The sequence below is a fragment of the Mycobacterium sp. genome, assembly GCF_049280035.1.
GTDB lineage: Bacteria > Actinomycetota > Actinomycetes > Mycobacteriales > Mycobacteriaceae > Mycobacterium.
This window is the reverse complement of the sequence record NZ_JBAPPI010000830.1, coordinates 1-12,833: the sequence shown is the minus strand read 5'-3', so window position 1 is coordinate 12,833 and position 12,833 is coordinate 1. Positions and strand designations below refer to the sequence as shown.

The following is a 12,833-nucleotide window of genomic DNA, read 5'->3' as shown; positions in this document are numbered from 1 at the left end:
GTGCGGGCGATTCGACGGCCAGAGCCATCGCGGCCACCTGAGCCTGCGCCGACGCCACCGCGGTGCGGGCGGTCGCCGGGTCGCCGGGCCAGCCGATGCCGGGCGGCACCGGAGAATCGAAGAGCGCTCCGGTACGCGGGTGGGCAAGGCTCACCGCACTACTGTGCACGACCGGCGAAAATCGCTCGCCCGCCGGGCAAGGCCGCTGCTAGATTGCTCTCCCGAAGTGCCATGTCTACAACGTCGTCTACAACGTCCCAATCGTCCCGTCGGCCTATTTGTCTGATCCTGTTCGCGGCCTTGGCCGCTGCCGCCGGCAACGGCATCTCGCTGATCGCGTTTCCCTGGCTGGTGTTGCAGCACAACGGCAGCGCCTCCGACGCCTCGATCGTCGCGGGGGCTGCCTCGTTACCGCTGCTGTTCTCTACTCTGATCGCCGGAACAGCGGTGGATTACCTTGGCAGACGGCGTGTTTCGCTGATCTCCGATGCACTGTCGGCGAGCACGGTGGCGGCGGTTCCGATGTTGGCGATCATGTTCGGGCACGCCAGCATTACCGTCGGCTCGCTCGCGGTGCTGGCCGCATTGGGTGCGCTGTTCGATCCCGCCGGCATCACCGCGCGCGAATCGATGTTGCCCGAGGCCGCGGCGGCTGCCGGCTGGACCTTGGACCGCACCAACGGCTTTTACGAGGCCATTTTCAACGTCGCCTACATCGTCGGCCCGGGGCTGGGCGGACTGCTGATCGCCGCCATCGGCGGCATCAACACCATGTGGGTCACCGCCGGCGCGTTCGGTGTATCCATCGTCGCGATCAGCGCGCTGCGATTGGCTGGCGCCGGCGCGCCACCGGGTGCTGCTCGCCCCGACGGGCCGTGGTCCGGGATGGTCGACGGGCTGCGGTTCGTGTGGAAACTGCGGGTGCTGCGCACGCTGGCACTGATCGATTTGGCAATGACCGCCTTGTATCTGCCGATGGAAAGCGTGCTGTTTCCCAAGTACTTCACCGACCGCCATAAGCCTGCACATTTGGGGTGGGTGCTGGTTGCGTTGAGCATCGGCGGATTGGCCGGCGCGCTGGCGTATCCGTTGCTGGTGCGCCGCCTGAGCAGACGGTGGACGCTGTTGACGGCCACGTTGACGCTGGGCGTGTGCACCGCGCTGATATCGACGCTTCCGCCGTTGCTGGTGATCCTGCTGCTGTGTGGGCTCATCGGGCTGGTCTACGGGCCGATCGCCCCGATCTATAACTACGTCATGCAGTCCAAGTCCCCGCCGCAACTGCGCGGTCGCGTTGTCGGCGTGATGACATCGCTGGCCTATGCCGCCGGGCCACTGGGCTTCATGCTGGCCGGGCCGCTGACCGATGCCGCCGGGCTTCGGACGACGTTTCTGGTGCTGGCGATCCCAATGACCGCCATCGGCCTGGTGTCGCTTCGACTTTCCTCGCTTCGGGAGTTGGACGAGTCGTCGGTCAACGAGTAGGTGCGCCGTCCGTAGGATCGCTGCCATGGGCGCCGATGTGCTGGCCGGCCTGATCGCCGAGCTGCCCGAGGGGATGGTCGTCACCGACCCCGCGGTGACCGAGTCCTATCGACAAGATCGTGCCTTGGACCCATCCGCGGGAAAGCCGATGGCCGTGCTGCGCCCGCGGCGCACCGAAGAGGTGCAGACCATCATGCGGTGGGCCAGCTCTCATCACGTCCCGGTGGTGACACGCGGGATGGGCACCGGCCTGTCCGGCGGCGCCACCGCCGTGGACGGCGGGATCGTGCTGTCCACCGAGAAAATGCGCGACATCACCGTCGACCCGGTCATCCGCACCGCGGTGTGCCAACCGGGACTGCTCAACGCCGAGGTGAAAAAGACGGTCGCCGAGAATGGGCTGTGGTATCCGCCTGACCCGTCGTCGTATGAGATCTGCAGCATCGGCGGCAACATCGCAACGAATGCAGGCGGGCTGTGCTGCGTGAAATACGGCGTCACCACCGACTACGTGCTCGGTGTGCAGGTGGTGTTGGCCGACGGCACCGCGGTTCGGTTGGGCGGACCGCGACTCAAAGACGTCGCCGGGCTGAGCCTGACCAAGCTGTTCGTTGGCAGCGAAGGCACCCTGGGCGTGATCACCGAGGTCACGCTGCGACTGGTACCGCCGCAGCACCCGTTGAGCACGGTGGTCGCCAATTTCGCGTCGGTGGAAGCCGCTGCCGAAGCGGTTCTCGCGGTGACCGCACGGCTACGCCCGGCGATGTTGGAGTTCATGGACTGCATCGCGATCAACGCGGTGGAAGACAAGCTACGGATGGGGCTGGACCGCGGCGCCGCCGCACTGCTGCTGGGCGCATCCGACGAACGCGGCAACGGCGGGACCGAAGACGCCGAATTCATGGCCGGGGTATTCACCGAATGCGGTGCGACCGAAGTGTTTTCAACTTCCGATCCAGACGAGGGCGAGGCGTTCGTCGCCGCCCGCCGGTTCGCGATCCCCGCTGTGGAAGAGAAGGGGCCGCTGCTACTCGAGGACGTCGGCGTGCCGCTGCCCGCGCTGGCCGACCTGGTCGGTGGGATCGCTCGTATCGCCGCCGAACGCGAGCTGATGATTTCGGTGATCGCGCACGCCGGCGACGGCAACACCCACCCGCTGATCGTTCACGACCCCACCGACCCGGCGATGAGCGAGCAAGCCGAGCTGGCATACGGGGAGATCATGGACCTTGCCATGCACCTCGGCGGGACGATCACCGGCGAACACGGCGTCGGCCGGTTGAAGCGCCCCTGGCTGGCCGGCTATCTGGGACCTGAGGCGATGGCGCTGAATCGTCGCATCAAAGATGCGTTGGACCCGCTGGGCATCCTGAACCCCGGCGCGGGCGTCTGAGTCGCTTCTGCCACAGCAGTCTCCAAGTGAAGCGGGCACCCGTTGTGCCCGCCCCTAAGCGACAACTTGGGTGTCTGGCACCGGGCCCGCCGTCAACCACCCCAAGTTGTCGCTATGAGGCGGGCACTTAGGTCATTCTGCTGGTCAGGTACTTCTGCGGCACGTCGGCACACTGGGCAATCTGTGGCCCGTCCCGAGTACTCGGCTAACTCGTGTTTGGTGGTTGCCCTTGATCGTGGCCGCAGCACTTCTCGGGACCCTCACATGCCATACGCCGAACGACCTGCACGTCAATCGAACGAGAGGTCACACCACCGTGGGTGGGCGCGAGGCAAGAAACGGGACGCCTGGCTCGGGCAGCTACAGCACAGGTCGGGATTGGCCCGATGCAACAATTCATGTATATTTGTTGCATGGCTGACGGTACCGCGAACCGGATCTTGGACGCGGCACTCGCTGTGCTTGCCGAGAGCGGCATCCGTGGGCTCAGCATGGAGACGGTTGCTCGGCGCGCGCAGGTCAATCGGGTTACCATCTATCGCCGCTTTACCAACCGAGACGAGTTGCTGCGCGCATTGATTACCCGCGAAATCGATCGTCTGTTGGCCGAGGTGACCGCGATCGGTGCGACGACGCAGGGTACGGACAGCCAGATCGAGAAGATGATCACCTATGTCCTGCTGGAGACGCGGCGGCATCCGCTGGCGCGTCGTCTCGTGACCCCGGAGCGTGTGCTGCTTGTCGGTGCCGATGAGGCGGTACAGCAGGGTATCAGCTACATCGCCTCGGTTCTGGAGTTCGCCCAACAACGCGGCGTGATCGATGACTATGACGTGCAGCCGGTGGCGGAAGTCCTTGCGCGGTTCGCGCATTCGCTGTTGCTCACGCCCGGCTCGGAACTTGCGGGCAGTTCTCTCGAGGAGATGGCTGAGTTCGTTCGTGTCGCATTCGTGCCGGTCGTCCGTCATGGGATTGCGGCCGCCGCACGGCCGCTGGTGCACCCCACAGTTGATTAGGAGTGGTGATAATCGCCGTTGATCCCATCGCCGTGCCTGATTCGGCCGCGTTGCCCAGCCGGCATCGCGACGATCCACGCGGATACAAGACGATGCGCCCGCTGGCACTGCTGCTGCGGATCGGTCGGCCCTCACGTCGCGACTGGGAAGTCATCGGTCGTGACTTGATGGTCGGCGACCCGCCCGCCGACCAGCTCGTTGGGTGGATGTACTCGGCCGGCATGGCTACCACGCGGCCGATGTTTGACCGGGCGCTGCGCGATGGCATCGCTGCGGTTCCCGACGCCCCGGCACCGTTACGCACGTTCTTTGAACTGGTCGAAGCCGTGCCGGCATGGGTGAATCAGGAGTCGCTGCGGCGGGCACCTGCGGCATACGCCCGTAGTGGCATCGACGGCTTGTACGCGGCACGGGACGTGTCGTTTCTCGGCGGGTACCTGGCGTCGGGGTTCAACAAGACGTTGCTGCGCACCGGTGCGCTGGAAAAGGGTCCGGCGCGGCGATTCGCCGAAACCCTGCAATGGGCGTTGGCCGTCACCGGAGAAGGTGGTATAGAGCCCGGCGGCGCCGGCTATCAGGCGACGGTGCACGTGCGGTTGATCCACGCGATTGTGCGCCGTCATGTCGGAGCCATGCCCGATTGGCGCACCGACCAGTTGGGCCTGCCGATCAACCAGACCGATATGGCCGCGACGCTGGTGGGGGCCCTGCTCGCCCCGCCTTCGGTGGGCATGGCAATGGGTGTCGTGTTGACTCCACGAGAACTCGCCGACATTGCGCACCTCACCCGGTACGCAGGTTGGCTCATGGGCGTCGAGGAGCACTGGCTGCCGGCCGACTTCCGGGACGGAATCCGAATTCTCTACCACACCATGGGAGATCTGTATAACCCGGACGAAACCGGGCCAGTTCTGGCGCAGCCCATGGCCAACGATCCTCTCACGTGGCATTTCAACCGGTGGCAGTCGTTGAGCCGTCGACTCGCACGATCACAACACCTCTCGATCGCCCGAACCTTCGTGGGGGCCGGCGGCATGACCAAACTCGGTCTTCCCGTGACGATTCCGTGGTATCCGCTCATCAAGTCGCCGATCAATCTCGTCGGGAGCGTGCTGGGTGTCGTGCCCCCGATTCGGCGGATGCAAGCACGATACGGTCGCCGACGTCAGGAGGCATTCCTTACCACGCTGGTCGGCGACACCGAGGCAAAGATCGGCGAGTCCGGGCCCGCGCAGCAGTTATCGTGAGTCAGGCTGCCGACGAGTCAAGGGGACCGTCTTTGAGAACGCCGAACGAGCAATCACTCCAACCAACTCCCGGCCGGTTGGATCTGGGGCCCAGTTCATTGTTGTGGCGGTGGGCCGGGGATCTGCGAATCGCGTTCGAGGGTGGGACGGCCGGCCTGTTGCAGACGATGCACCCGGCGATCGGATATGCGCTCATCGAGCATTCGAACTTCTTCGACGATCCGGTGGATCGGGTGTTTCGCTCGCTGCCAGGCATTCTCGGCACCGTCTACGACGGCCCCGCGGCCGACGTCACCGGGATACGTGTCCGCGACTATCACCGGCAGATCAAGGGCACGCTACCCGACGGTAGGAGATACCACGCGCTGAACCCGGAAACCTACTGGTGGGCGCACGCAACATTTCAGAACATGGTCGACCGCGTCGCCGAGTGTTGGGACAAACATTGCCTCAGCGACGCCGAGCGGGATCGGCTCTATCTGGAAGGTTGCGAATGGTACCGCCGGTACGGCATGAGTGACTTGGTTCTGCCTCGGGACCGTGCCGCGTTTGGAGCCGAATGGGATCGCTACTGCGAACAGGTGCTCGAACCCAATCCTGCATCGGATTATCTGATCAAATTCATCAACCGGACCGCCATCCCGGACATGAGCACGTCGCCGTATCTACCCGCCCCGCCACGACTGAAACCCATTGCCAAGACCGTACTTCCGGCCTGGCCAGTGCGCGCGATGCTGGCGCCCCCGATGCGTCTGACGATTTTCGGAGGCCTGCCCCCCAGCGTGCGCGAGCGCTTCGGTATTGCATGGACTCGAACCGACGAGCGCACTTACAGGTTCATCCGTGGCGCCATCCGATCTGGATGGCCATACGTGCCAGCGTATTTCAAGTGGCACGCCTCGGCGCGGCGAGGATGGCTCCGGGAGAGCGGACAGCTCCCACGCACCTTCTCCTGACCTCGCTATTGCACTGATACGTTCGGTGTTGGTCTTACCACCGCCATCTGCGGCCGAAGGGTTTTCATCCAGTCCCCGACGGCGCTCCGTTCGCTCCGTTCGTCGATCGGCAGGGGGAGATCGGCCTGCGAAACCATCCCAGCGCCCCGCAATACACATTGCTTACCTACTTGTCGACGGCAACTGGTGTTGGCGGCGAAATCCGCGTCGGCGCTCCGAATTGCCGCTGGTGCAACGGGTTTCGTCCAGCGAAGATCGGGGGCCCATCAGGTCTTGCCTCACATGATTTCGCGTCGACCTGCAACGGGCCGGCCGGACGACTCACACCACTTGAAACCCGATGCCAAGGGGCGGATCAATCCCGTTAATTGGCTGGACCGGCGGCTGACTGCCTCGGGTGCGAGCCTGATGCCTCGGGTGCGGAGGTGTTCAAGGAGGTCAGGGGGTGCGCGGCTGACTGCACGAGTTGGGCGAGAGTCTGGACCAGACGTTCCTCATCGACGTTCTTCGAGGATCCCATCGAACTCCTATTGACTGATAATCAATCAGTATGTGAGACTAGGTCTAGATCTCGGTGCGGTCAACCGTCCACCGCCCACCACCGTCACCCTCGAGGAGACCCCGATGTCCCCCTGCTCGAACAGCGCGCCCACTGTGACTAACGTCGGGCGCCACCCCCACAAGACCGCTCTGGCAGGTCGACGGGTCTTGCTCACCGGAGCCTCCAGCGGCATCGGCCGGGCCCTGGCTGTGCAACTGGCTGACAACGGTGCGGTGCTGGCGCTGGCGGCGCGCCGGGCCGCCCTTCTCGACGAGGTCGCCGACGAGATCGCGGACACCGGCGCCGCGCGGCCGGCGCTGATGAGCACCGACTTGTCCGAACGCGGGGCAGCCAAGCAGCTGGCCAGCGACGCCATGGATGCGTTGGGCCGCATCGATGTACTGATCAACAACGCCGGAACCAACCTGACGGGAGCCCAGGGCGTCATCGCCGACTCCGACCGCGCGCGGGCCGTATTCGAACTCAACGTGTGGTCCCCGCTGGCGCTCACCGCCGCGTTGCTGCCGCACATGCGTGCGGCCGGCTCGGGCACCATCGTCAACGTCACCTCCACCGTTCAATCGGTGCCGCTGCCGCTGCTCGGCTACTACGCGGCTTCGAAAGCTGCTCTGGCGCAAGCGACTCGGTCACTTCGGTGCGAACTCGCCGACACACCGATCCGCATCATGGAGGTCATCCCCGGATCCACCGAGACTGCGCTGCGCGATATCGACGAACTCCCGTGGAAGTCCGGGCCCCCCACCACGCTGCCAGCGGTATCGGCGCAGGCGATGGCGGCTGCGATGGTGCGGGCCCTCCAACGCGGCGACAACAGACTGGTCTATCCCACCTACGCGCTGGTGCCGCTGGAACTGCCCGCGGTCGGGCGGCTGATCGCGACCCTGGCCGGCAGACGGATCGACACCAGCACTGCGCTCGGCGCGATCAGCGATCCCCACTGGAGCCCGGTCCGGTGAGCCGACCGACTCGTCAGCTGACCGACGACCAGATCCGCATCGGTGCGACGGCGGGCATCGCCCATGTGGCGATTGCCCGCTGGCCCGGCAATTCGACCGCAACAACCCGGCCGCCTGGCCGCCCGGATTCAACCCCGCTCTCGCACAACGATGCCCGCCAATGCACCGTAGCCGTGACCTAGAGGAGGTCCTTCCATGAACTCAGCGACGACTCCCCCCGGTATCCGGGTGCGCCCCGAGGATCTCGAGCAGGTCCCACGGCCCGGAGCGCCGAGCAAGCTTGCACACATCGTGTTCAAGACCCCACGCCCCGAGGCGATGGCGGGCTGGTACGCGCAGATACTGGATGCGATGGTGGTGTTCCAGGACAAGAGGATCGCCTTCTTGACCTACGACGAGGAGCATCACCGCATCGCATTGGTCAGGGTGCCCCGATTGCTCAGGATCCCCGCGACCGTGTGGAAGGTCCACCGCAAGTTCTTCGGCGTCGACCACGTCGCGTTCAGCTACGACCACCTCGAGAACCTGGTCGACACCTACCGTCGTCTGGCCAACGCGGGTATCGATCCGGTGTGGTGCATCAACCACGGCCCGACCACCTCCTTGTACTACGAAGACCCCGACGGCAACCGCATCGAACTGCAGGTGGACAACTTCGCCACCAACGAGGACCTGCTGGACTGGCTGGGCAGCGGAGAGTTCGACGACAACCCGATCGGCGTCGAATTCGACCCGAACGTTCTCGAGCGGCTCCTCATCGCCGGCACACCGGTGGCCAGCCTCGTAAAACGAGGATCAGCTCCCCCCGACGGGCGCCGGGCCCGCGCCGGAATGCGCACGCTGCGCTGGAAGACTCTGTGAGAGGCGGAACGGCATGAAACTGGCCACCTTCAGCGCTGGCGCCGAGCAGACCCACGCCGGTGTCGTCATCGACGACACGGTGGCCGACCTCAGCGCCGTCGAGGACGGACCGGCATCCATTGTGGCACTGCTGAATCGGCCCGACTGGCGCGAGTATGCCCAATCACTATTGCACCGCGCGCCGCGGCGGCCGCTCGACTCCATCAGGCTGCACGCGCCCGTGCCGAACCCGCCCAAGTACATGGCGATCGGGCTCAACGCGCGTGATCACCGCAAGGACATCAACGCGCGATGGCTGCTACGGGAACCCAAGCTCATTCGGATCGCCGCCGGATACCTGCTCGCGCACCCAAAGTCGAAGTATCCGTTCTTCTTCGCCAAGGCAACCTCGTCGATCGCCGGACCATTCGACCCGATCGTGCTCCCCAAGGGGGCCTCGCAGGTCGACTGGGAAGGCGAACTCGCCGTGGTGATCGGCGCACGAATCCACGACGTGCCCCCGGCGGTCGCAACCGCAGCCATCGCCGGATACACCGTCGCTGACGACATCACGGTTCGTGACTGGCAATGCGACAACCCGACGTCGGCGGCGTTGGCCAAGAGTTATCCCAGCCACGGACCCCTCGGCCCGTGGCTGGTCACCGCCGACGAACTCGACGTGAACGCCGTTGAGCTACGCACCTACCTCAATGGCGAACTGCGCCAGCGCGGCCGGATCGCAGACCTGATCCTCACCCCGGCCGAGGTGATCAGCCAACTCAGCAAGTTCTGCGCCCTGGAACCCGGCGACGTCGTCGCCTGTGGAACCTTCGCCGGAACAGGCTGGCCGGCCGGGCGGTTTCTGCAGCCCGGCGACACCGTCCGGGTGGAAATCGACGGCATCGGGCATATCGCCAATCCCGTGGTGTCCAGCCAGCACGCTGCCACGGCCGGACCCGACCGTGAATTCGGCCGCATTGGCTAACCTCAGTGCCATGCCCGCGACCCCTGTCCGCAAAGGTGACACCGACAGACGTCAACTGCTCATCGATGCCGCCCGCGAACTGTTCGCAAAGCGCGCCTATGACCAAGTCACAACCAGCGAGATCGCCAAGAACGCCGGCGTGGCCTACGGACTGATCGCCCACCACTTCGACACCAAACGCGGGCTCTATCTCGCTGTCATGCAGGAAATCTCCGCAGAACTCACGGCCCACCAGTTGATCCCCGCACCCGAAGGGTCGTCGCTGGCCGAACAACTGCGCCACGCGCTACGAAATCACATCAGCTACATCGACCAATACTCAGATAGCTTCATGGCCCTCGTCCGCGGCGAACTCGGCGTCGATCCCGAGCGACGCGACGCCGTCGAGGAACTCCGCTGGCTGGGCGCCCAGCGTGTGCTGCTGGCCGTCGGCATCATCGGCCCCGTCCCGCCGGTCCTGCGCACCGCCATGCACGGCTGGGTCGGCTACCTCGACGAGATGATGATCGACCGCATCGCCAACCACGACACGACCGTTGACGCTATCGTCGAGCTCGCCGTGGCCGCGCTGGTGACCACCCTGCGGGTATCGACAAGCCTCGACCCCTCCATCGCCCTGACCCCCGAGACTCTGGGCGCCCTCGACACCTTTCCCGCACGGGGCTAGCGGCCCGGCGACGCGTCGCCCGGGCGCGAATCACCAGGTACCCGCCACATGGAGTCCGCGGCGAGCGCAGCAACGGCCTCAACCCGCTCGCCGGCTCGCTGGCTATGTAGATACCCGCGCGCGGTATCGCGCTGCGCCAGGCCGATTCATCTGCATCAGATCGCAACACTGCCGACGAACGTTTGCACGGGCGGTGAACCCGACCACGAACGCCGAGCCGACGGCCGCAACACTTGCCCTACGGCGTCGCGCACGCACCGTCCGGCCGAAGTTCTGGGCCAACGTCCAGGCGCCTTCGCGCAATTCCGTCACGCGACAGCCGGAACTAAGCAAGTCCTGGCCGAATCATCCCATCGGCCGTTGACGGGATTTTTCGGTCAGCACTGCCCAGATTTCGTGTCTCGTTTCTCTTTGAAATGAGACAACGCTTAAGGCTATCGATGTGACGATCGGCACCGGGCGCACATCGGCTACTGCCAAACCGACATCGACAACCGTGGCGCAAACCCCTTCCGCTGCACCTATTCGCTTGACTCTTCGTAACGGTCTGCGAACTCAAGCACTCGAGGTGCAAGCGGGTTGAAAGGCGGTATCCACAAACGCCTCGTGAATCCGGGTCCAAGTTGCAGTGCGTACAGCCCGCGGCGCCCGTCGAACCTTCGCAAGAGTTCACGCAAGCGCCGTTTGGTGTGTGTAAGTGGTCATGTGGAATAAGCCCGACAGCGACGAACTGCGTTCGCTAGTGCGTGTGAATACGGTCGCCCTTGTTACTCAGCCGACACCGCATCGGGTACGAGCGCTAGGGCTGCTCGCGCGCAATCGATGTCGTTCTGCACCTCGGGCGCCCCGCTCAGCCCGATCGCGCCGACAATCTCTCCGTCCACCTTGATTGGAAACCCTCCTCCCCACGCCGCCACACGCGCAAGCGTGGGCATCCCAGCCAAAAGCGACGGGTCGCCTTGGATAGAGTTGAAAAGTTCGTGCGTGGAGAGACCGAACAGAGCTGTGTAAGCCTTGTTCTGCGCAATCTCGATGGCAAGGATCGGAGCCCCATCCATCCGGCCAAAGGCCTTGAGATTGCCGCCGTCATCCAGAATCGCGACGTTCTCGCTAACGCCAATTTCTCTGGCTTTCGCCGCCGCCGCATCCACCATTTTCTGTGCGAGCTCAGAAGAGATGCTGTGTTTCTTCACCACGTTAGCCACTTGAATCCTCCTTAAGTTTCATATGTATTGCGCGCTGATCGCGTGCGGCTCGTAATAATCGACTCTCTTGCGCAAGCCCTGCTCTACGGGGACCTTTCTGACGAGACGGGTTGATCAGGTTGCCGACAAGCCGCCGTCGACTTCGAACACAGTGCCGGAGATGTAGGAGGCTTCGGGGGACGAAATGAACACGATGGCGTTGGCCAGTTCCTCAGGATTTCCCCTTCGAAGAAACGGCACCGTCGCTACCAGCGCATCATTGACTTCCGCGGAGCCCGTGAAGCGGTCGGCCATATCGGTGTCTGTCAGACCCGGCGCAACTGCGTTCACCCGAATACCTGAATTCCACTGCTCGAGCGCGACCGTTCTGGTCAGGCCCTCCACTGCGAATTTGCTGCTGACATAAGCCGTTCCACCAGCCGCCGCCTTGTGCCCGTAGGTCGATGAGATGTTGACGATGCTGCCGCTATCTTGGCCTGCCATCGCACGCAGTTCGTGCTTCATGCTCAGGAATGCCCCGACGACGTTCGTGTCATAAACGGCCTTGAAGTTTTCGACGGTGGCGTCTTGGATGGGGCCGAGCTTGCCCTCGACGCCGGCGTTGTTCACTGCAACGTCGAGGCGGCCGAATTTCGCGACCGTCTTGTCGACAAGATTGCGGACCTCGTCTTCCTTCGTAACGTCGGCCCGCACGAACTCTGCCTCGGCGCCAAGCGCCCGCAACTCCGCGACAAGGTCTTGCCCCTTGTCGTCGTGGCGGCCAGACACCACCACCTTGGCGCCTTTGCCGGCGAACGCCACAGCCGTGGCGCGGCCGATGCCGGTGAGGGCGCCGGTAATGAGAACAACCTGCTGAGTCATCTTTTCCTTCGGCTATGCGGAATATCCGCAGATCTAAGAGTGGTGTTGTGGGCTGCGGACGCCATCGTCCATGCGCTGGCTGAAGGATTCCCGGTCGCTCTCGTGATATGACTGTAGGCACTCATTGCAGGCCTGAAAAGGACTTTCCAAGCTGGGGGCATATCTCGGAGGCATGGGCGCCGATGGAGCTACGACATCTTCGATATTTCATTGCGGTAGCCGAGACTGGCACTCTCACCGAGGCGGCTAAGCGACGGCTACATACTTCCCAGCCGTCGCTGAGCCGGCAGATCCGCGATCTTGAAGACGAGGTGGGGGTCGAACTTCTGACCCGTGGCGTCCGCGGCGTCGAATTGACCGCGGCGGGCAAGGCCTTTCTCGATCACGCCCGACTGGCGCTGATGCAGGTCGATGCCACTGTCGAAGCGGCACGCAGGGCGGCGCGACCGGCCAGGAAGACCTTCAACATAGGCTTCCAAACCGGGCATGAAATAAACTGGCTCCCACGCGCGATGCATGTGCTGCGCGACCAATTGACGAACATCCAGATCGTGGTCTCCAGCGACTATTCGCCGGACCTTGCCGAAGCGCTCGTCCGCGGCCGGATGGACGTGGCCTTGATGCGCCTGGAGCCGGGCTACGACCTCGGATACCACGTGG

At 64.4% G+C, this 12,833-nt stretch carries 13 protein-coding genes and 1 pseudogene; 11 read left to right on the top strand and 3 right to left on the bottom strand.

From position 1 onward, the window contains the following. Positions 1 to 154: pseudogene (locus WAN71_RS26605) on the bottom strand (uracil-DNA glycosylase); the annotation flags it as partial. A gap of 77 nt (positions 155 to 231) precedes the next feature. On the opposite strand from WAN71_RS26605, the gene WAN71_RS26600 reads away from it, so the two are divergent. From WAN71_RS26600 to WAN71_RS26555, 10 genes are all read left to right on the top strand, one after another. Further along, positions 232 to 1,485, top strand: a complete 1,254-nt coding sequence (locus WAN71_RS26600) for an MFS transporter (RefSeq protein ID WP_422228191.1) — start codon at positions 232 to 234, stop codon at positions 1,483 to 1,485. Positions 1,486 to 1,510: 25 nt separating this feature from the next. Next, a complete protein-coding gene (locus WAN71_RS26595) occupies positions 1,511 to 2,878 on the top strand; it encodes an FAD-binding oxidoreductase (RefSeq protein ID WP_422228190.1) in 1,368 nt (455 codons plus the stop codon). Between the two features lie 440 nt (positions 2,879 to 3,318). After that, positions 3,319 to 3,894 carry a TetR/AcrR family transcriptional regulator gene (locus tag WAN71_RS26590; protein ID WP_422228189.1) on the top strand — a complete coding sequence of 192 codons (576 nt, stop codon included), beginning with the start codon at positions 3,319 to 3,321 and terminating at the stop codon, positions 3,892 to 3,894. 5 nt (positions 3,895 to 3,899) lie between these two features. Further along, positions 3,900 to 5,141 (top strand): oxygenase MpaB family protein, encoded by a 1,242-nt coding sequence (locus WAN71_RS26585; protein WP_422228188.1) that lies wholly within the window; start codon positions 3,900 to 3,902, stop codon positions 5,139 to 5,141. Between the two features lie 32 nt (positions 5,142 to 5,173). Next, positions 5,174 to 6,097, top strand: a complete 924-nt coding sequence (locus WAN71_RS26580; RefSeq protein ID WP_422228187.1) for an oxygenase MpaB family protein — start codon at positions 5,174 to 5,176, stop codon at positions 6,095 to 6,097. 624 nt (positions 6,098 to 6,721) lie between these two features. After that, positions 6,722 to 7,615 carry an SDR family NAD(P)-dependent oxidoreductase gene (locus tag WAN71_RS26575; RefSeq protein ID WP_422228186.1) on the top strand — a complete coding sequence of 298 codons (894 nt, stop codon included), beginning with the start codon at positions 6,722 to 6,724 and terminating at the stop codon, positions 7,613 to 7,615. Then, positions 7,612 to 7,797, top strand: coding sequence for a hypothetical protein (locus WAN71_RS26570; protein ID WP_422228185.1), 186 nt, complete (start codon positions 7,612 to 7,614; stop codon positions 7,795 to 7,797). Before WAN71_RS26575 ends, WAN71_RS26570 begins: the two co-directional genes overlap by 4 nt. Before the next feature lie 13 nt (positions 7,798 to 7,810). Then, entirely contained in the window at positions 7,811 to 8,476 is a 666-nt protein-coding gene (locus WAN71_RS26565) for a VOC family protein (protein ID WP_422228184.1), read from the top strand. A 13-nt stretch (positions 8,477 to 8,489) separates the two neighbouring features. Further along, positions 8,490 to 9,440, top strand: coding sequence for a fumarylacetoacetate hydrolase family protein (locus WAN71_RS26560; RefSeq protein ID WP_422228183.1), 951 nt, complete (start codon positions 8,490 to 8,492; stop codon positions 9,438 to 9,440). A gap of 10 nt (positions 9,441 to 9,450) precedes the next feature. Then, on the top strand, positions 9,451 to 10,107 hold the full coding sequence (locus WAN71_RS26555; RefSeq protein WP_422228182.1) for a TetR/AcrR family transcriptional regulator: 657 nt from the start codon (positions 9,451 to 9,453) through the stop codon (positions 10,105 to 10,107). Between the two features lie 767 nt (positions 10,108 to 10,874). On the opposite strand, the gene WAN71_RS26550 is transcribed toward WAN71_RS26555, so the two are convergent. Together WAN71_RS26550 and WAN71_RS26545 are read right to left on the bottom strand one after the other, a co-directional pair. Further along, positions 10,875 to 11,312, bottom strand: coding sequence for a GlcG/HbpS family heme-binding protein (locus WAN71_RS26550; protein ID WP_422228181.1), 438 nt, complete (start codon positions 11,310 to 11,312; stop codon positions 10,875 to 10,877). Between the two features lie 114 nt (positions 11,313 to 11,426). Next, positions 11,427 to 12,173 carry an SDR family NAD(P)-dependent oxidoreductase gene (locus WAN71_RS26545; protein ID WP_422228180.1) on the bottom strand — a complete coding sequence of 249 codons (747 nt, stop codon included), beginning with the start codon at positions 12,171 to 12,173 and terminating at the stop codon, positions 11,427 to 11,429. 107 nt (positions 12,174 to 12,280) lie between these two features. Here WAN71_RS26545 and WAN71_RS26540 point away from each other — a divergent pair. After that, the coding region (locus WAN71_RS26540) for a LysR family transcriptional regulator (protein ID WP_422228179.1) at positions 12,281 to 12,833 on the top strand (553 nt) is incomplete at its 3' end.